This window comes from Bradyrhizobium sp. USDA 376 (assembly GCF_054063675.1).
On sequence record NZ_JBSSGN010000001.1, the window covers coordinates 6,701,192 to 6,720,698 of the forward strand.

The 19,507-nt window shown below is 65.5% G+C and carries 17 protein-coding genes; 2 read left to right on the forward strand and 15 right to left on the reverse strand.

Annotated elements, in window-relative coordinates; translation table 11 throughout:
* Window positions 1-65 precede the first annotated feature (65 nt).
* The 11 genes from ACVJ19_RS31185 to ACVJ19_RS31235 all read right to left on the reverse strand — a co-directional run bounded on the left by ACVJ19_RS31185 (window position 66) and on the right by ACVJ19_RS31235 (window position 11,313).
* Window positions 66-428, reverse strand: a complete 363-nt coding sequence (locus ACVJ19_RS31185) for a hypothetical protein (RefSeq protein ID WP_453952968.1) — start codon at window positions 426-428, stop codon at window positions 66-68.
* A gap of 94 nt (window positions 429-522) precedes the next feature.
* Window positions 523-1,854 (reverse strand): serine--tRNA ligase, encoded by a 1,332-nt coding sequence (gene serS / locus ACVJ19_RS31190; protein ID WP_453952969.1) that lies wholly within the window; start codon window positions 1,852-1,854, stop codon window positions 523-525.
* A gap of 216 nt (window positions 1,855-2,070) precedes the next feature.
* On the reverse strand, window positions 2,071-2,883 hold the full coding sequence (gene tatC, locus ACVJ19_RS31195) for a twin-arginine translocase subunit TatC (RefSeq protein WP_453952971.1): 813 nt from the start codon (window positions 2,881-2,883) through the stop codon (window positions 2,071-2,073).
* Window positions 2,880-3,416, reverse strand: a complete 537-nt coding sequence (gene tatB, locus ACVJ19_RS31200) for a Sec-independent protein translocase protein TatB (RefSeq protein ID WP_453952973.1) — start codon at window positions 3,414-3,416, stop codon at window positions 2,880-2,882. Before tatB ends, tatC begins: the two co-directional genes overlap by 4 nt.
* A gap of 88 nt (window positions 3,417-3,504) precedes the next feature.
* Window positions 3,505-3,741: a twin-arginine translocase TatA/TatE family subunit gene (locus tag ACVJ19_RS31205; protein ID WP_453952974.1), complete on the reverse strand. Its 237-nt coding sequence runs from the start codon at window positions 3,739-3,741 to the stop codon at window positions 3,505-3,507.
* 166 nt (window positions 3,742-3,907) lie between these two features.
* Window positions 3,908-4,672 (reverse strand): SMC-Scp complex subunit ScpB, encoded by a 765-nt coding sequence (gene scpB / locus ACVJ19_RS31210; RefSeq protein ID WP_453952975.1) that lies wholly within the window; start codon window positions 4,670-4,672, stop codon window positions 3,908-3,910.
* A gap of 21 nt (window positions 4,673-4,693) precedes the next feature.
* A complete protein-coding gene (locus ACVJ19_RS31215; RefSeq protein ID WP_025036467.1) occupies window positions 4,694-5,533 on the reverse strand; it encodes a segregation and condensation protein A in 840 nt (279 codons plus the stop codon).
* Window positions 5,530-6,558, reverse strand: a complete 1,029-nt coding sequence (gene nagZ, locus ACVJ19_RS31220; RefSeq protein WP_453952977.1) for a beta-N-acetylhexosaminidase — start codon at window positions 6,556-6,558, stop codon at window positions 5,530-5,532. Before nagZ ends, ACVJ19_RS31215 begins: the two co-directional genes overlap by 4 nt.
* Window positions 6,559-6,610: 52 nt before the next feature.
* Entirely contained in the window at window positions 6,611-8,164 is a 1,554-nt protein-coding gene (locus tag ACVJ19_RS31225) for an SPOR domain-containing protein (protein WP_456739532.1), read from the reverse strand.
* Window positions 8,165-8,304: 140 nt separating this feature from the next.
* Complete coding sequence (argS, locus tag ACVJ19_RS31230) at window positions 8,305-10,095, reverse strand: arginine--tRNA ligase (protein ID WP_453952978.1); 1,791 nt, start codon at window positions 10,093-10,095, stop codon at window positions 8,305-8,307.
* Window positions 10,096-10,104: 9 nt separating this feature from the next.
* Window positions 10,105-11,313, reverse strand: coding sequence for a deoxyguanosinetriphosphate triphosphohydrolase (locus ACVJ19_RS31235; RefSeq protein WP_453952980.1), 1,209 nt, complete (start codon window positions 11,311-11,313; stop codon window positions 10,105-10,107).
* A 123-nt stretch (window positions 11,314-11,436) separates the two neighbouring features.
* Here ACVJ19_RS31235 and erpA point away from each other — a divergent pair, with 123 nt between their 5' ends.
* Window positions 11,437-11,766, forward strand: coding sequence for an iron-sulfur cluster insertion protein ErpA (gene erpA, locus ACVJ19_RS31240; RefSeq protein WP_212084647.1), 330 nt, complete (start codon window positions 11,437-11,439; stop codon window positions 11,764-11,766).
* A 4-nt stretch (window positions 11,767-11,770) separates the two neighbouring features.
* On the opposite strand, the gene ACVJ19_RS31245 is transcribed toward erpA, so the two are convergent.
* Window positions 11,771-14,101 carry an ATP-binding protein gene (locus ACVJ19_RS31245; protein ID WP_453952981.1) on the reverse strand — a complete coding sequence of 777 codons (2,331 nt, stop codon included), beginning with the start codon at window positions 14,099-14,101 and terminating at the stop codon, window positions 11,771-11,773.
* Window positions 14,102-14,236: 135 nt separating this feature from the next.
* Here ACVJ19_RS31245 and xth point away from each other — a divergent pair, with 135 nt between their 5' ends.
* Entirely contained in the window at window positions 14,237-15,034 is a 798-nt protein-coding gene (gene xth, locus ACVJ19_RS31250; RefSeq protein ID WP_453952982.1) for an exodeoxyribonuclease III, read from the forward strand.
* 89 nt (window positions 15,035-15,123) lie between these two features.
* On the opposite strand, the gene ACVJ19_RS31255 is transcribed toward xth, so the two are convergent.
* The 3 genes from ACVJ19_RS31255 to ACVJ19_RS31265 all read right to left on the reverse strand — a co-directional run bounded on the left by ACVJ19_RS31255 (window position 15,124) and on the right by ACVJ19_RS31265 (window position 19,487).
* The gene (locus tag ACVJ19_RS31255) at window positions 15,124-15,945 is read right to left on the reverse strand and encodes a tetratricopeptide repeat protein (protein WP_453952983.1); all 822 of its coding nucleotides are present in this window, start codon (window positions 15,943-15,945) and stop codon (window positions 15,124-15,126) included.
* The gene (gene ilvD / locus ACVJ19_RS31260) at window positions 15,932-17,656 is read right to left on the reverse strand and encodes a dihydroxy-acid dehydratase (RefSeq protein WP_453952984.1); all 1,725 of its coding nucleotides are present in this window, start codon (window positions 17,654-17,656) and stop codon (window positions 15,932-15,934) included. Before ilvD ends, ACVJ19_RS31255 begins: the two co-directional genes overlap by 14 nt.
* Window positions 17,657-18,908: 1,252 nt before the next feature.
* Entirely contained in the window at window positions 18,909-19,487 is a 579-nt protein-coding gene (locus tag ACVJ19_RS31265) for a hypothetical protein (RefSeq protein ID WP_453952985.1), read from the reverse strand.
* Window positions 19,488-19,507 lie beyond the last annotated feature (20 nt).

Sequence of the window (19,507 nt, forward strand, 5' to 3'; positions counted from 1 at the left end):
GCTATGGCCGATCAGGCAAACCGGGCCAATTTCGGGGCCGGCCAGGTTCCCAGGCCAAGGTCCCGTTACCGGCGAACGCGCCATTGCGGCAGGAAGCGCGCCAGCCGGCCTTCGACACGCAGCTGCATCGCCGGCAGGACCGGGCTTACGACGGGCGTCTCGACCACGCCGAGCGCCGCCAACTGGGCAACGATCGGGTCCGGCGGCTGTGCCTGCGGAAAACGTTCGCGCGCGACTGTCAGCGCCTTGTCGAAGTCAGCGGCATTCACGCCGGGCTTGGCCCGCCGGCTCTGCACGAGATCGTCGTCCCAGAGCCGCGCGATCTCGATGTCGAGCACACCGCGCAAACGCTGGTCGACGGCCTGGATGCCGGCGCCTGTCACCGCCCATTGTCTGCCGACCCAGAATATATCGCGATGCAAGGCCATGGACGGTCAGTTCGCATTGACGGGTGGCCGGCAGGATAACCGGCCGCCCGATCTTCGCAACCAAACGTTTCTGCGTTTCAAGCGGGCAATACGATTAGTCGCGCGCGACCACCTTGAGCCCGCCCATATAGGGCTGGAGCACGCTGGGGACCGCGATCGAGCCGTCCTCCTGCTGATAGGTCTCCATCACGGCGATCAGCGCGCGGCCGACCGCGGTGCCGGAGCCGTTCAGCGTGTGCACAAAGCGCGGCTTGCCGTCGGGCCCGCGCGAGCGCGCATCCATGCGGCGTGCCTGGAAGTCACCGCAGACCGAGCAGCTCGAGATCTCGCGGAACATGCCGCCATCGCCCTGCCCTGGCATCCAGACCTCGATGTCATAGGTTTTCTGCGACGAAAATCCCATATCTCCTGCGCAGAGCGTCATCACGCGATAATGCAGGTCGAGCTTCTGCAACACCTGCTCGGCGCAGGACAGCATCCGCTCCAGCTCGTCCTTGCTGGTCTCAGGCGTCGTGATCGAGACCAGCTCGACCTTGGTGAACTGGTGCTGCCGGATCATGCCGCGCGTATCGCGGCCCGCAGCGCCCGCTTCCGCACGGAAGCACGGCGTCAGCGCGGTAAGCCGCATCGGCAATTGCTTCTCGTCGAGGATGGATTCGCGCGCGAGGTTGGTGAGCGACACCTCGGCGGTCGGGATAAGGCCGAGGCGCTCGGTCTTCAGCCGCTCGTGGTCTGGCGATGCGAGCAGCTCGCCCTTGATCGCCCAGAACTGATCGTCCTCGAATTTCGGCAATTGTCCCGTGCCGAACATCACCTCGTTGCGCACCAGCAGCGGCGGGTTGATCTCGGTGTAGCCGTGCTCGGTCGTGTGCAAATCGAGCATGAACTGGCCGATGGCGCGTTCGAGCCGTGCCAGCCCCTTCTTCAGCACGACGAAACGCGCGCCGGAGAGCTTTGCCGCCGCCTCGAAATCCATGTAGCCGAGCGCGGTGCCGAGATCGTCATGCAGCTTCGGCGCGAAGCTGTAGTTGCGCTTGTTGCCGAACAAATGGTGCTGCACGTTGCCGTGCTCGTCGACACCGTCGGGCACTTCGTCGAACGGAATGTTCGGGATCGCGGACAGCTCTCTGGTCAGCTCCTCGTCGGCGGCCTTCGCGGCCGCTTCGAGCTCCGGCATCGTGGTCTTCAGCTCGGCCACCTCGGCCATCAGCTTGGCCGCGCGCACCTCGTCCTTGGCCTTCTTGGCATCGCCGATTTCCTTGGAGGCCGCATTGCGCCGCGCCTGCGCCTGCTCCGAGGCCAGGATCGCCGCCCGCCGCTTCTCGTCGATCGCCAGCAGCGACGCCGACAGCGGCTTCAGGCCACGCCGGGCGAGGCCGGCGTCGAAGGCTTGCGGATTGTCGCGGATCGATTTGATGTCGTGCATGGCCGTGGTCCTGGATCAGCGCATAAACATACAACGGCGAACGTTGCAGGTTTGCATTGGCGCGTCTCCTAGCACGGCTGTCATCATCCGCGAAGGCGGATGATCCAGTATTCCAGAGACGGCCGTGATTCCTTGATAGGCCGCGGCGTACTGGATGCCCCGCTCCAGTGCGCAATTGCGCACAAGGCGGGGCATGACGGTGGAGGGTGCGGCGCCCTACTCCGCCGGATTGGCCGGCGTCGACACGTCGGTGCCGGTGGCAGCCTGCGAGGCCGCCGCCTTCTTCTCCACCATTCCTACCGCGATGATCGAGCCCTCATAGAGTGCCAGCAAGGGGATCGCCAGCGAGCACTGGCTGAGCACGTCGGGCGGTGTCAGCACGGCCGCAATCACGAAGGCGATGACGATGAAATACCGCCGCTTCTCGCGCAGCATTTTCGACGTGACGATGCCGATGCGGCCGAGCAGCGTCAGGATCACCGGGAGCTGGAAGGCAATGCCGAAGGCGAAGATCAGCGACATCATCAGCGACAGATATTCGCCGACCTTGGGCAGGAGCTGGATCTGCGCGGTCTCGTCGCTGCCGGCCTGCTGCATGCCGAGCGAGAAGCGCACCAGCATCGGCAGCACGACGAAATAGACCAGCGCCGCGCCGAGCACGAAGAAGAACGGGGTCGCGACCAGATACGGCAGGAAGGCCTGCTTCTCGTGCTTGTAGAGCCCGGGCGCAACGAACTTGTAGATCTGGGTCGCGACGATCGGGAACGAGATGAAGCCGGCGCCGAACAGCGCGAGCTTGAGCTGCGTGATGAAATATTCCAGCAGCGCCGTGTAGATGAATTTCGAGTTCTCGGGCCCTGCGACCCACACGAACGGCCAGACCAGCACGTTGTAGATCTGCTTGGCGAAGAAGAAGCAGAAGATGAAGGCCACGCCAAAGCCGAGCAACGCCTTGATCAGCCGCGAGCGCAGCTCGATCAGATGGTCCATCAGAGGGGCTTTGCTGGCCTCGATATCGGCGTCGGTCATGACGCTTTGGCGTCCTTGATCGCTTCGGATGGCGCAGTGTCCTGCGCGACCTTTGCCGGCTCGACCTCACGGGTGATGGCAAGCGGCTCGTTCACGGCCGCATGGACCTCGGCTTCCACGAAGGTCGCCGGCGTCGGCGCTTCCGGAGTCGTTGGTGTGACCGGCGCTTCGATTGAAGTCGCCGGCGTTTCACTTGAAATCGCCGGCGGTTCGACGGCAGGTGCGGCCGACGTCTCGGCCGGCTTGTCCAGCGCATCGACGCGAAGCGCGTCGCTGACGTCCTTCTGGAGCGAGGTCAGGGGATTGAATCCCGTGGCGGCTTCCTTGACCTCGTCAAAGCTCTTCTTGAGGTCGGCCATCTCGGCCTCGCGCATCGCCTCCTGGAACTGGCCCTGGAATTCGGCGGCCATCTTGCGGGCCTTGCCCATCCACTGTCCGACCATGCGCAGCACGCCCGGCAGCTCTTTCGGGCCGATGGCGATCAGGGCCACGACCCCGATGAGGACCAGTTCACTCCACCCGATGTCGAACATGAGGTCTTCCGTTCACGCGAAGCCGCAACCGGCCCAATCCCTTGCGCGCAGGATCGGGCCGCTACCCGCGTCTCGCGTGCTCTCTGGCTCAGACGGCCTTGCTGCCGACGTCGGACCGTGCCGCGGTCGGCGCGGCGTTGTGCTCGATGGACTTGGCCGGCTCGGCGGGCTTCTCGGCAGGTTTGTCGTCGTCCTGCATGCCCTTCTTGAACGCCTTGATACCCTGCGCCACGTCGCCCATCAGATCCGAAATCTTGCCGCGGCCGAACAGCAGCAGGACCACTGCGATCACCAAGATCCAGTGCCAAATGCTGAGTGAACCCATCCTGCAACCCTCCAAACGCGCATGGCCGGGGACCCGGCCGATCTTCACCGGAACGTAGGCTTGGCGGGTGTCAAAAACAAGGACCAAGGCAGCGCCAATTCGCTGTTGGCGCTACGTAATCTTGCTAGTGTTAACCGGTCGCAGGGGCCCGAAAATGGACCGTACGTCAGTCCTCGGCGCCGCCTTCGCTGCCACCCTCGCCGCCCCCCTCATTGCCACCTTCCGGCGCTTCGGGCTCGACCGCCGGCGCGAGCGCGAGATCGAGGTCCTCGCCCGGTTCCAGCGGGTCCTCGTCCTCACGCAGCGCCGGATCGTCCGACGGCGTCGGCACGCTGAAGCCGGTCGGCAGGCGCGAATCCAGCAGGCCCGTGCCCTTCAGCTCCTCCAGGCCCGGCAAGTCGCCGAGCTGTTCCAGGGTGAACTGCGACAGAAAGTCCTCGGTGGTTCCGAAGGTGAGCGGACGGCCGGGCGTCTTGCGACGGCCTCGCGGCTTGATCCAGCCGGTCTCCAGCAGCACGTCGAGCGTGCCCTTCGAGGTGACGACGCCGCGGATCTCCTCGATCTCGGCGCGCGTCACCGGCTGGTGATAGGCGATGATCGCCAGCACCTCGATCGCGGCGCGCGACAGGCGGCGAGTCTCGGTGCTCTCGCGGGTCATCAGCCAGGCGAGATCGCCGGCGGTGCGGAACGTCCATTTGTTGGCGACCCGCACGAGATTGACACCGCGCGAGGCGTAGTCGGCCTGGAGCTGCTCGAGCGCGGCCTTGACGTCCACGCCGTCAGGCATGCGCTTGGCCAGCGTCGCGGTATCCAGCGGCTCACTCGAGGCGAACAGCAGCGCTTCCAGCAGCCGCAACTCTTCGGGACGTGCCTGGGACTCATTCTCCATCGGCTCGGCCTCTTCTACGCGGACTTCAGCCAGGCTTGCCATGGCGGATTCTCCTTCTTGCACTTAAGCGACCGGCGCGTCGGGCGCAGGAGCTGCGTCCGGGACCGGTTTAGGACGCCCCTTCCGGAAATAGATGGGCGCGAATGCCTCTTTCTGGTTCAGCTCCAGTTGCCCTTCGCGAACCAGTTCCAGCGCGGCAGCAAAGCTCGAGGCGAAGACCGTCGCGCGCTGCGTGGGATCGGCGACGTGCCGGATCAGGAAGTCGTCGAGAACGCCCCAGTCGTCCTGTTCGGTGATGCTGCCGACCAGCCGCTCCAGCGTGGCGCGCGCCTCCGCAAGCGACCACACCGTGCGCTTGGCCAGATGCACACTGGCGAGCACGCGCGACTGGCGCTGCGCCGCATAGGCGGTGAGCAGGTCGTAGAGCGTTGCGGTGTATTTCGGATGCTTGATCTCGGCGATCTGCTCGGGCTCGCCGCGCGGGAAGATGTCGCGCTGCAATTGCGGCCTGTTCATCAGCCGATTGGCGGCTTCGCGAATGGCTTCGAGACGCCGCAGGCGATTGGCGAGCGCAGTCGCCATCTGTTCGGCGCTCGGCCCTTCCGCGCTCGGCGGCTCCGGCAGCAGCAGGCGCGATTTCAGGAAGGCGAGCCAGGCCGCCATGACCAGATAGTCGGCGGCGAGCTCCAGCCGGATCTTTCGCGCGGCTTCGATGAAGTGGAGATACTGGTCTGCCAGCGCCAGGATCGAGATCTTGGCGAGATCGACCTTCTGCTGCCGGGCCAGCGCGAGCAGCAAATCGAGCGGGCCTTCATAGCCCTCGACGTCCACCACCAGCGCCGGCTCACCCTCGGCGAGCTCTGCGGGCCGCCCGGTTTCAAACGATAGGATTTCTGCGGTCATGCGGATGCCGTGTTTGCCCGTGCGATCAATGCGTCCAGCTCAGTGCGCGCGGCCACGCGGTCGAACGGCTGCGGTGCCTTGCGTGCGGCGAGCGCGGCGTTTGCGCGCTCAAGTGCCCCGCCCGACAATTCCGGTGTCTGGCCGGCGACCTCGCGCATCTCCTCGATGTTGCCGTTGCAATGCAGGGCCACGTCGCAACCGGCCGCGAAGATGGCGCGAGTCCGTTCGGCGATATTCCCCGACAGCGCGTTCATCGACACGTCATCACTCATTAACAAACCTTGGAACCCGATTGCGCCGCGAATCACCTGAGCAATCATTGTCGCAGATGTCGTCGCCGGATGGGCGGGGTCGACCGCGCTAAACACAACATGTGCAGTCATGGCCATCGGCAGATCCGCGAGCGGCTGGAACGCCGCGAAATCGGTCCGTTCGAGCTCGTCCCTGGGCGTGTCGACGGTCGGCAGCTTGAAATGGGTGTCGGCGGTGGCGCGGCCGTGGCCGGGGATGTGCTTGAGCACCGGCAGCACGCCGCCCTGCTCCAGGCCCTCGGTGACCGCGCGGGCGATCGCTGCGACCTTGCCCGGTGAGGTGCCATAGGCCCGGTTCCCGATCACGGCGTCGGCGCCCGGCACCGGCACGTCAGCCAGCGGCAGGCAATCCACGGTAATACCGAGATCGGCGAGATCGGCCGCGATCAGCCGGGCGCTGAGGCGCGCCGCAGCGAGCCCGAGCGCCGAATCAGTGTCGTACAAGGTCGCGAACACGGCGCCCGGCGGATAGACCGGCCAGTGCGGCGGCCCCAGCCGCTGCACCCTCCCGCCCTCCTGGTCGATCAGGATGGGCGCGTCAGGGGCGCCTGCAGCCGCCCGCAATTCCGCAACCAGCGCAGCAACTTGAGCCGGCGTCGCAACATTGCGCTTGAACAGGATGAAGCCCCACGGACGCTGGTCGCGGATAAACTCCCGCTCGGCGGCGGTCAGTTCCGTTCCGGATACGCCGGTAATGAAGGCCCGCGTGCTCATAACGGCCGATTAACCCTGCCCCGTCAGGGGGTCAAGGAAACGGCCGATAATACTACGGGATAAAGCACTGCCCGCCGGCGGCCATCAACTCCTTGCAGAACTGCGAGGCTTCCTGGCGTGTCCGGTAGGGGCCAACCAACGCACGGTACTTGACCTTGCCATCGGACAATTCGGTCCGCCTGATCACGGCCGAGCGGGAGCCAAGAACCGACGGATACTTGCCCTGCGTCACGCGGTACGACTCCCTGGCCGCCGCTTCGGTGTCCTGGGACGAAACCGACACCATGACGCCCTGGCTCTCGGGTGGTGCGCTTGGCGCGATCTGGGTGGGATTGGTGGCAGCCATGCGCTGCGGCGGTTCGGCAGCGGGCGCCGATTGCGGCGCCAGCGACAGCGGCTGGTTGGCGCTGGCATTGGCCGAGGTCGGCGGATTGCGCGACGCGACCGGTGCTGCTGCAGCCGGCTTCGGCGGCGTTGCAGGCTTGGCGGCCGCAGCCGATTGCGGCGTGGCGCTGTCGGTCTGATCACCCTTCACGGCCACGGTCCTGATCGGGCGCGGTGAGTTGTTCGGCAGTGTGCCGTTGCTCGGGGTTGGCCCGGCGCTCGGCGGCGGCACCGTAGACGGCGACACGCTCGCCACCGATGGTGGATTGGCATTCGGGTTCAGTGGCGGGAACACCACGCGGGGACCGCCCGCCCTGGCGTTGACGTCGACAGGCGCCTCCTCGCGCGGCACGATCTTCTCGGTGCCGTCACCAGTGACCATGCGATCCGGCACCTTGGCCGAGGGATCCGTCGGCGCCGGCACGATCTTGGTCGGGGTGTTGTCGGCCTTGATGATCGGCGGCTCGCCGCTGCGGGGCGAGCCGACGTAGGTCTTGTAGGCGAAGGCCGCGCCGGTGCCGACCACCGCAAGCGCAAGGATCGCCGCGACCGTCATCATGCCGCCGCGCTGCTTCTTCGGCTCGTCGAGGTCGGCCTCGGGATAGTCGCTCTGGAACGCGTAAGGGTCGTCCGGATAGGACGGATCGCGCTGAAAGTCCTGCTCACCCGTCTCCAGCCGTCCGTACAGCGCATCGTCGTAACGCGACGGATCGGGCTGCTGATGCGGCTCCTGGTAGGTCTGGTCCTGCTGATAGGCTTGGGCCTGATAGGCTTGGGCCTGATAGGCCTGATCCCGGTGAGCGTGATCCTGATAGGCCTGCGGCTGATGAAAATCAGGCTCGGGCGCGGCCGGCTGGGCCGAATAGCGATGCAACGGATGGACCGGGCTTACAGAAACGGGATAGTCGGGCTCCGGCGCGGGCGCCGGCTGCGGCTGCACGTTGGCGCGGCGCATCCATGATGGCGGCCCGGGCGGAGACGGCGGGGCCGGCTCGGTATAGTCCTGCTGATAATCGTCCTGACGATAGGCCTCGTCCTGATAGCTCTGCGCGGGTGCTGCCGGCGGGCCCGCTGCGGGCCGGCCCTGCGCAGCGAAAGGATCGGTCTGTCCGATCAGGCGGGCGAGCTCGGCCAACGGATCGTTGTCCGCCTTCCCATGCTGATCGCCGCCGCGACCATAGTCATCGGAAGGAAACGGTCTGTCGTGATATCGTTCGGCCATCGTGATGATGCGTCCCTTCGGGAAAGCCGCGCGCCCCTCGACCAAGGCACGGCTTTCGACCCACAAGGCATTCAACCAAGTCTAAGCGATCCGGCTTCTGCCGGTTACCCCCGAATTCCCATTAAGTAGTTCGCCCCAAACTACCGCATCTCGTCCGGGGCATGGACGCCGAGGATGGCGAGGCCCGATGCCAGGACAGAGACGACGCCCTGGACCATTGCCAGTCGCGCCTGTGTAAGATCTGCATCATTATTGATAATGAAGCGTAAATAGGGCAAATCGCGCCCCTTCGTCCAAAGTGCATGAAATTCGCTGGCTAAATCATAGAGATAGAAGGCAATTCGGTGCGGCTCATGGGCCGCGGCGGCGGCTTCCAGCATGCGCGGATAAATTGCGAGGCGCTTAAGAAGATCGAGTTCCACTGGGTCCGACAGCCGCTCCACAGCCGACTCAGCGAGCCAGGCGATGCGCTTGCCGGCGTCCTCCGGCAGTTCCGGGAACACCTCGGCTCGCGCGTTGCGGAAGATCGAGTGACCCCGGGCATGGCCGTACTGGACGTAGAACACCGGGTTGTCGCGCGACTGTTCCATGACCTTGGCGAGGTCGAAGTCGAGCACCGCGTCGTTCTTGCGGTAAAGCATCATGAAGCGGACGGCGTCCTGGCCGACTTCATCCACCACCTCACGCAGGGTGACGAAGTCCCCGCTCCGCTTCGACATTTTCACTGGCTCGCCATTGCGCAGCAGCTTCACGAGCTGGACGATCTTGACGTCGAGCGAGCCCTTGCCCGAGGTCGTCGCCTTCACCGCCGCCTGCATGCGCTTGATGTAGCCGCCATGGTCGGCGCCCCAGACGTCGATCATCTCCGCAAAACCACGGTCGAACTTGTTCTTGTGGTAGGCGATGTCGGAGGCGAAGTAGGTATAGGAATTGTCCGACTTGATCAGTGGACGATCGACGTCGTCGCCGTAGGCGGTGGCCTTGAACAGCAACTGCTCGCGGTCTTCCCAGTCCTCGACCGGCGCGCCCTTCGGCGGCGGCAGGCGGCCCTCATAGATGTCGCCCTTGGCCTTCAGGAAATCGATGGTCTCGGCGACCTTGTTGTTGCCGGTCTCGATCAGCGAGCGCTCGGAGAAGAACACGTCGTGGCGGATGTTGAGGGCGGCGAGATCGTCCTTGATCTCGTCCATCATCATCGCGATCGCCTTGGCGCGCACGGTCGGCAGCCATTCGGTCTCGCTCTTGGCGAGCAGCTTGTCGCCGTGCTCCGTCGCGAGAGCCTGTCCGACCGGCTTCAGATAGTCGCCGGGATAGAGGCCTTCCGGGATCGCGCCGATGTCCTCGCCGAGCGCCTCGCGATACCTGAGGAAGGCAGAGCGTGCGAGCACGTCGACCTGGGCGCCGGCATCGTTGATGTAATATTCGCGCGTGACATCATGGCCGCCGAACTGGAGCAGGCTCGCCAGCGCATCGCCGAACACGGCGCCGCGGCAATGGCCGACATGCATCGGTCCGGTCGGATTGGCCGAGACGTACTCGACATTGACCTTGGAGCCGCCGTGGACGCGGCCGTAATCGGGGCCCTCGCGCAGCACGGTGCGCAGCGCCTCGGCCCAGGCGGCCGGCTTCAGCGTCAGGTTGATGAAGCCGGGGCCGGCGACATCGACCTTGGCGATCAGCGCATCAGTGCGCAGCCGCTCGGCGATCCGCTCGGCGAGATCGCGCGGCTTTGCCTTTGCCTCTTTCGCAAGCACCATCGCGGCATTGGTCGCCATGTCGCCATGGGAGGCGTCGCGCGGCGGCTCGACCACCACGCGCGAGAAATCGATACCCTCGGGCCAGCCGGAATCCGCCGCAAGCGCGCGGCAGGCGGCGTGCACGCGTGCGAGCACGTCAGCGAACAGATGCAGGGATGAGGATGTCTGGGGCATGGCCGCCGCCTAACGCAAATCCGGGGTCGAGTCAAAAAGCCGCTGGTGCTCGGTCAGGGCGAAACGGTCGGTCATTCCGGCAATGAAATTGCCGATCCGGCGGGCCCGGTCGCCCTCGTCATCCGCCTCCGCCCCGAGCAGCCATTCCGGCGGCAGCTCGGCCGGGGATTTCAGGTACTTTGCGAACAGATCGAACAGGATCTGCTCGGCCTCCCCCATCACGCGCATCACCCGCTTGTGGCGGTACATGTGCTGATACAGGAAGCCCTTGATGGCGGCCTCCTCCTCGGCGACCTCCACGGGAAAGGCGATCAGCGCCCGGCTCTGCTGGCGTACGTCCTGGGCCGATTGCGGCCTGGTCGCGGCGAGGTTTTTCTGCGCCTCGGCGAAAACCGCGCCGATCAGGTGCGAGATCAGCTCGCGCACCAGCTCGGCCCCGCGCCGGACATCTTCGAGATCGGGATAATGGGCGGCGATGCCGGCGATGATCTCCGCGGTCAGCGGCATCACCTTGAGATCGTCGAGATCGAACAGGCCGGCGCGCAGGCCGTCGTCGATGTCGTGGGCGTCATAGGCGATGTCGTCGGCGATCGCGGCGACCTGGGCTTCGAGCGAGGCGAAGCTCCACAATTCGAGATCGTAGACCTTGATGTAGTCGGCAATGCCGACAGGAATGCCGTGCTCGCGATAGCGGCCGACCGGAGCGCCGCTGCGATCGGTCAGCGGGCCGTTGTGCTTGACGATGCCTTCCAGCGACTCCCAGGTCAGGTTGAGCCCGTCAAATTCGGGGTAGCGATGCTCCAGCGCCGCGACGACGCGCAAGGCCTGGGCATTGTGGTCGAAGCCGCCGAACTCCTTCAGGCAGGCATCCAGCGCCCGCTCGCCGGCATGGCCGAACGGCGGATGACCGAGATCGTGGGCGAGCGCCAGGGTTTCGGTGAGGTCCTCGTCCAGCCCGAGCTGACGGGCCAGCGCGCGGGCGATCTGCGCCACCTCCAGCGAATGGGTCAGCCGGGTGCGGTAATGGTCGCCCTCGTGGAACACGAACACCTGGGTCTTGTATTTGAGGCGGCGGAACGCGGTGGAATGGATCACCCGGTCGCAATCCCGCCGGAACGGGCTGCGGGTCCGGCTCGGGGGCTCGGCGACCAGCCGGCCGCGGCTGCGATCGGGGTCGCAGGCATAGGGCGCGCGGGGGGCTGCCATTCCGACGGACACGGCGAATTTAGTCCCTATCCATTTGATTCTGCGTATGGTGGCACTTAACTATGTCAGGCGCGGGATACCAAATGAATTGGGCAAGTGAACTTGGTATGACCGCGGGACTATCGGAGACCAGCAATGACCACTGCCGTGACCATCAGTGACCGGGCCGCACGCCGGATTGGGGAGATCCTCAAGGGCGAAGGCTCTGGCGCGATGCTGCGCATCTCGGTCGAGGGCGGCGGCTGCTCCGGCTTCCAGTACAAGTTCGACATCGATCGCGCCCGCACCGACGACGATCTCGTGATCGAGCAGGACAACGCGGTGGTGCTGGTCGATTCCGCCTCGCAGCCGTTCCTGGAGGGATCGCAGGTCGATTTCGTGGACGACCTGATCGGGGCCTCGTTCCGCGTCAACAATCCCAACGCGACGGCGTCCTGCGGCTGCGGCACCAGCTTCTCGATCTGACCGGTCAGACGCCGGTCATCTGCCTTTCCTCGTCCGTCCACTCCACCTCGCCCGGCATCAGCGCCGGCTGAAGCGGTGCGTCCTCCGACACCAGGTGGCCGTCCAGCGCGCGCAGCAAGGCTGCGACCAGCGCGGGCTTGCGCAGCGGCTTGGCCAAGAAATCCGACATGCCCGCTTCGCGGCAGATCCTGACGTCTTCGGGGAAGGCGTTGGCGGTGAGCGCGACGATCGGCAGGGCCTCGGAACGGCCGCCCTGCGCACGGATCGCGCGCGTCGCGGCGAGGCCGTCCATGTCGGGCATGCGCACGTCCATCAGCACCACGTCGTAGTCGACTTCGAAGGCCGCCGCGACGGCCTCGACGCCGTCGGTGACGACGCGCAGCTCGACGTCGAAGGCCCCTAACATCTTGCTCACGACCATGCGGTTGACGGCATCGTCCTCGGCGACAAGCACCTTGAGCGGCCGATCGAGGCCGGCGATACGGGCTTTCAGCTCCTCTGCCTCATCGCGCTCAGCCGTCGCATCGGAAGCCTGTGCATGGCTCCAGGGCAGCACCAGCGTGAAGCGGAAGGTCGAGCCCTCGTCCGGCGCCGAGGTGACTCCGATGGTGCCGCCCATCTGCTCGATGATGCGCCGGGAGATCGCAAGGCCGAGGCCCGTGCCGCCGAAGCGGCGGCTGATCGAGGCGTCGGCCTGGGCGAAATCGCTGAACAGCAGGCCGAGCTTCTCGGGCGCGATACCGATGCCGCTATCGGTGACGGTCCACTCCACGGTCGCCAGCAGATCGCGGCGCGACTGGCAGGTCGCCGATATCGTCACCTCGCCTTCGTCGGTGAACTTCACCGCGTTGGAGGCGAGATTGAGCAGCACCTGGCGGATGCGGGCGACGTCGCCGCGCAGCGTCGGCGGCAGATTCGGATCGAGCTCGACCTTGACCGTGAGCCCCTTGCTCTTGGCGCTCGCGCGCACCACGGTCGCAACCGTCTCAGCCAGCGCCTGCGGCGCGAAGTCGATCGCCTCGAACTGGAAGCGGCCGGCCTCCAGCTTGGACAGGTCGAGAATGTCGTTGAGGATACGCTGCAGATTATCGCCGGACTCGCGGATCGTGGTGACGGCCTCGCGCTGCTCCGGATCGAGCTTGGTTTCCAGCAGCATGCTGGCAAGCCCGAGCACGCCGTTCATGGGCGTGCGGATCTCGTGGCTCATCACGGCGAGGAAGTCGGACTTGGCGCGGCTCTCGGCCTCGGCCTTCTCCGCGCGCCAGCGCTCGGTGACATCGCGGCCGAAGCCGCGATAGCCGAGGAACTGGCCGTCGAGGTCATAGGCGGGCTTTGCCGTCAGCGACCACAGCCGCGCCTCGCTGCCGGCAACGACCTTGAGGTTCATCTCGTGCAGCGGCTCATTGTGCTCCATCAGGCCGACGATGTTGTAGGCCGCGGTCTTGTCCTCGGGGCTGAGCATGTCGAGCACGTCGGCGAAATGCGAGCCCTTCAGCAGCGGAAGCGGCAGCTGCGCAACGTCGGCGAAGCGCTGGGGCACGTCGACCAGATGCCCCTCGGCATCGGTCTGCCACAGCCAGTCGCTGGCGTTCTCCTGGAAATCCTTCAGCAGCAGCGAGATGATCTCGGTCTGCCGCTCGAGCTCGAGCTGGGCCTTGAGATTGCCGAGGAACAGATTGCCCTGCGAGACGATATTGCGCGCCATGAAGAACGCGAACAGCAGCAGGAACACCGCGGTCACCAGATAGGGCCCGGTGCCGCACAGCAGCAGCGCGCCGGTGCAGGCGACCGTCATGGTGGCGAGATAGACGAGCCCCGCACGCGGGAAGGTCGAGAGCGTGAACGCTCCGCCCGACATCATGCCGACCATCAGGCAGGCCAGGAGGAGCTGGCTGGTCGGCTCGATGCGGCTGAACAGCGCGAGCGGCAGCGTGCCCCAGATCGCGGCGAGGATGAAGGCCTGCCGCATAATCTGCCGCGCGGCGCGGGTCGATGCTTCCTGCGGCGGGTTCTGATGCGACCGCCGCCAGGCCCGCACCGCAAGCGAGGCGGTGACGGCAAGCGTCATGCCCCAGATCGCGAGGAAGTCGTTCCAGCCTCGGCCCCAGAACAGGATCAGCACGATGGCGACGTTGAGCATGGTGACGGCCATCGTCACCGGGATCAGCCGCGTCACGGCGTCGATCTGCTTCGCGCGGATGCGGCGCATCTGGCGTTCGCTGAGATCGGCGGTCAGGCCGTCCTCGATCTCGAAGCCGCCAAGCCAATACAGGAACGCGCCGACGAGGCCGTCGCGCGGCTCAGTGCGTTGTGAAGTCTTGTCCGGCCATCCCATCCGCGGAACCTTTTCCGTATCAATGGCCTGCGGCCCGCTTAAGCCGGGTTAATTTTGTGGGAGACTTTGCGGCATCCTTGACGGGCAGGTTTGCATTTTGTTCTAACCATCACCCCTGCCTGGAGCCCTCCCCCAATGCCCATCAGAGTTGCCACCTGGAACGTGAATTCGGTCCGGCAGCGGATCGATCTCCTCCTGACCTGGCTGAGGGAGTGCCAGCCGGACATCGTCTGCCTGCAGGAGATCAAATGCGTTGACGAGGCCTTCCCGCGGCTTGAGATCGAGGCGCTGGGCTACAATGTCGTCACGCATGGGCAGAAGACGTTCAACGGCGTCGCCCTGCTCTCGAAGCTCCGCTTCGACGAGACCAAGTCGGGGCTCGCCGGCGACGACGAGGACGCCCATGCCCGTTTCCTCGAAGGCGTGGTGACGCTCAAGTCCGGCGTGCTGCGCATCGCCTGCCTCTATCTCCCTAACGGCAATCCGGTCGGGACCGAAAAATATCCCTACAAGCTCAAATGGATGTCGCGGCTTCTTGAGTATTCGAAGGAGCGCCTCAAGACCGAGGAGCCGCTGATCCTCGCAGGCGACTTCAACGTCATCCCGCATGCCCGCGACGTGCACAATCCGGCCGCCTGGACCGAGGATGCCCTGTTCAAGACCGAGACGCGGGAGAGCTTTCAGTCCCTGCTCGGCCTCGGCCTGACCGACGCCTTGCGCGCTGTCACCGATGAGCCGGGCCTCTACACCTTCTGGGACTACCAGGCCGGCGCCTGGCAGAAGAACCAGGGGCTGCGCATCGACCATCTGCTGCTGTCGCCACAGGCCAGCGACAAGCTCGCCAATGTCGGGATCGACAGCTATGTGCGCGGCTGGGAGAAGCCGTCGGACCACGTGCCGGTGTGGGCGGATCTGGATCTGGAGGCGGCCTGAGCCGGCGCCCGGAGGTGGTGGGTTACGCTTCCGTCTTGCCGCGTTGAGACAGCCAGCACGTAGTCGCTAACCCACCCTACAAGATTGCCTTACTCCCGCCGCCCCTGCACCCATTGTTCCAGCATTTGCAGGCACATGGCGCGGTCGTCGTCGGAGGCCTTGGCGAAGGCGCGGTTGTAGCTTTCCTTGATCCAGGTCTCGTCGCTACCTGCGCTGTCGCGCGCCAGCGTCAGCCACATCAGGCCGCGCGCGGCCTGCCGCGGCAGGCGGTCGCCGTTGAACAGCATCTGGCCGAGCAGCGCCTGCGCCTCATGCTGGCCCTTCTGGGCGGCAAGGCCGAGCCAGCGGGCGCCATAGCGGAAGTCCTCGCGCGAGGCGTCCGGCGTCTTCAGGTACAGCCGGGCGAGATCGTACTGGGCGTCGGCGTTGCCGAAATAGGAGGCCGCATAGGAGAACATCTCCCGCGCCCGCTCCGGGTCGGCCTTGATCTTCGAGTTCGGGATGCCGCTGAGGTAGTAGCGGCCGAGCGCGACGAAGGCGTTGGCCACGACCTGTGCCTGCGGCGCCGACGGGCTGTCCTCGGCGTGGGCGTTGGCAATCCGGCTGAAATATTCAAAGGCCCGCACGTCGTCCTGGGCAACGCCGTCGCCATTGGCATACATGCGGCCGAGCTTCCACTGCGCGATGGGATGACCGCCCTCGGCGGCATATTGCAGGGCGCTGAGCGAGGTTTCCTGGGTCGCCGGCGCCACCTTGCCGCGCACCGCACCCGCGGCGCCCGGCAGCGTCGTCACGACGGGGATGGTCGCGTCCTTCTGGTTGACCGGCGCGCCGTCAAAGGCGAGCGCAGGCGCGACCAGCGCACTGGCCCCCAACACAAACGCAACTATGGCACGCCTAGATGTCCGCATAGCACTGTTTCTCGTGCGCGCCGCCCGGATGGGTCACAGCCCCCCCGACCGCTGGTCCAACCTGCTGAGCATATTTCCAGAGCGCACCCGACGTGTGGTTAGTCGCGCGAGCGCTCCATTTGGTTTTGCGCTGGGCGAGCTCCTGGTCGCTCAATTTTACGTTAAGGGTACCGGCGTCCGCGTCGATCTCGATGATGTCGCCATCCTCGAGCAGCCCGATCGGGCCGCCGATGGCGGCCTCAGGCCCGACATGGCCGATGCAGAAGCCGCGGGTGGCGCCGGAGAAGCGGCCATCGGTGATGAGCGCAATCTTGCCGCCCATGCCCTGCCCGGTCAGCGCTGCGGTGGTCTGGAGCATTTCCCGCATGCCGGGGCCGCCCTTGGGGCCCTCGTAGCGGATCACGATGACTTCGCCTTCCTTGTAGGTGCGGTTCTGAACAGCCTCGAACGCGTCCTCCTCCCGGTCAAAGCACCTGGCCGGACCGGTAAACTTGAGGTTGGACATTCCCGCGACTTTCACGATCGCACCTTCTGGCGCCAAATTGCCCTTCAGACCGACCACACCGCCCGTGACGGTGATGGGTTTGTCTGCCGGGTGCACCACGTCCTGGTGCGGATTCCATTTCACGCTTTTGAGGTTTTCGGCGATCGTTCGACCGGTGACCGTAATGCAGTCGCCGTGGAGAAATCCGTTGTCGAGCAGCGTCTTCATCAGAAGCGGTATGCCACCTACTTCAAACATGTCTTTGGCGACATAACGGCCGCCCGGCTTCAAATCCGCGACATATGGTGTCTTTTTGAAGATTTCGGCGACGTCGAATAAGTCAAACTTAATGCCCGCCTCATGGGCGATCGCCGGTAGGTGCAGCGCAGCATTGGTCGAGCCGCCGGAGGCAGCGACGACGGCGGCGGCATTCTCCAGCGCCTTGCGGGTGACGATGTCGCGCGGCCGGAGGTTTTCGGCGATCAGGTCCATGACCTTCTCGCCTGCGGTCATGCAGAAGGCGTCGCGGATCTCGTAGGGTGCCGGGGCGCCGGCCGAGTAAGGCAGCGCAAGGCCGATCGCCTCGGAGACGGTCGCCATGGTGTTGGCGGTGAACTGCGCGCCGCAGGCACCCGCCGAGGGGCACGCCACGCGCTCGATCTCGTCGAGGTCCTCGTCCGACATGGCGCCGACCGAGTGCTTGCCGACGGCCTCGAACATGTCCTGCACGGTGACCTGCTGTCCGCGGAAATTGCCGGGCAGGATCGAGCCGCCATAGATGAAGATCGAGGGCACGTTGAGGCGGACCATCGCCATCATCATGCCGGGCAGCGACTTGTCGCAGCCGGCAAGGCCCACGAGTGCGTCGTAGGCGTGACCGCGCACGGTCAGCTCAACGGAATCGGCGATGCATTCGCGCGACGGCAGCGAGGAGCGCATGCCGTCATGGCCCATGGCGATGCCGTCGGTCACGGTGATGGTGCAGAACTCGCGCGGCGTGCCGCCGGCCGACGCGACGCCCTTCTTCACCGCCTGCGCCTGGCGCATCAGGGCGATGTTGCAGGGAGCGGCTTCATTCCAGCACGAGGCGACACCGACGAAGGGCTGGTGGATCTGCTCGGTGGTCAGACCCATGGCGTAGAAGTAGGACCGGTGCGGCGCGCGCGCAGGGCCTTCCGTCACGTGACGGCTCGGCAGCCTCTGCTTGATGTTGGTCTTCGCGTCCATCGCAACCAGTTTCCCCGATCAACCCTTTCAGACCCGAAAAATCAGAGCCAAGATTTGAATCGACCTTGGGATTTCCCGTCGCCTTCGCGGACCGCCGCTCCCGCTGAAAAACTTAGAGCGATTTTATTCATGTTCGGGTGTGGCCAAAAAGCGGCGGTGATGCGAACTGCTGGCGATGAGGGCTTAATCCGGAATGGGTGTTGCGTAGACAGCACAATCGTTACCGGGAAGACACGGAGATGGCTACTTGGATACCGCCGCGAAGATGACAGTCCACAATCTGAGATTTCGTAGCAGGCACGGCGCACCCCGCTTGGAACGACTGACGGGCACACCCACGAAGTGAGTCGCTGGCGCCCCTCGCGGAGCGAGGTGCATTGCTCGTGTCCCGGACAAGCCGCAACGCGTAAGGCGTTGCGGCGCAGAGCCGGGACCCGGGGCAGCATGGCACAGCGCGGTTGGATGGGCCCCGGCTCTGCAGCGCACCGGGGCACGAGAGCGGAGTGTGGCGCACGCTCTCTCCAAGGCGGGCGATGACAGTGAGTGTGTGTCGCAGACACGCCTTCGCAGCCTCGCGGCCGATTTCGCCCGAGCTTTGCTTCGTCTCTCCACCCTCAAAGCCAAGAGGGCGCAGGGAAGGCCGGGTGCCGGCGGCACCCGCGGTCCGCTGCGCGAAAAGCACACGCAGAGAAACCGCACAGCAGCATACAGGTGAAGCCCAACACACGGCCTTCCCTGCGCGATGGTTGGACGGCTTATGCCGTGCTCTCCTGGGAGCCGAGTTCGTTCTGGCCTCCCTCACCCCGCGAATTGACGATGCCGTCTACCCGGTTGGGCTCGCGCGCATCTTCGCGAAAGGCTTGACCGTAGCAACGACGGCCAGGACCACACGGTTTTGCCGTACGCGCGTTCGTTGGCGCCACAGGGTTCGATGACGTTGTGCACGTTGCCATCGAAATGCTGGCGCGACGAACTCACAGCGCCGCTCGTCCGCACGCGGTTACGAGCTCACAGGGACTACCCGCCCTGCCCGCTACCTGTTCGTGCCGACGCTGCCGCGTCCACCGCAAACCCGGCTCGCATATCGTGACGACAACATGATCGCCCCTCCCGATGAGCCGGGATGGGCGACACATACGACAAATCCGAATTTCGGTAAAGTGGAATATTTCTGCAGCGGCGGGTTGACAAGCTCGCGGGGTGTTTTGCCCGTCGGGTCAACGAGAGTCCCGTAGCCCGGATGCGTGCCCGCTCAGGCCGACATCGCCTTGCGGCGGAACGGATCGACCAGGCGGACGACCTCGCAGGCGGCAACGAGGCCGGCGAGCCAGAGGGCGCTGGTCAGCCCGATCCGCGTGACGATGGCCGTGGTGAAGGCACCCTCTCCGCCAAGCAACGGTGTCGCGGAAAACAGCGCCAGCTCATAGGCCGCATAGGCGGCGACGAGCGTTATCGCCAGCATCAGCGGCACGCGCCCCTGCGGCAGCGCACGGAGCACGGCGGACGAGACCGCGGTCGCAACCAGCGCAGCGGCACCGATCACAAAACCCCAGGCGAGAGTGCTGCCATCGACCGGATAGTGCAGCAGACCGAAGCCGATGCCCTGGTTCACCAGCCAAGCACTGGAGACGACGAGCAGCGCCGGTCGCATCGGCAGCATCGCCGCCGCCACGACGGCGAACGCGGCAAACGGTGTTGCGCAGGCCAGCGCGAAGCTTGCCAGCGCGCATGCTCCCGACAGCAGCGCAAAGCAGAACATCGGCGCGAGGCGCGGCGTGACCGGATAAAGCCGGAAACGGTCGCCTTGAGACGGCAGGATGTCGAGAGCCATTGGTAATCTCCTTCGTTTCG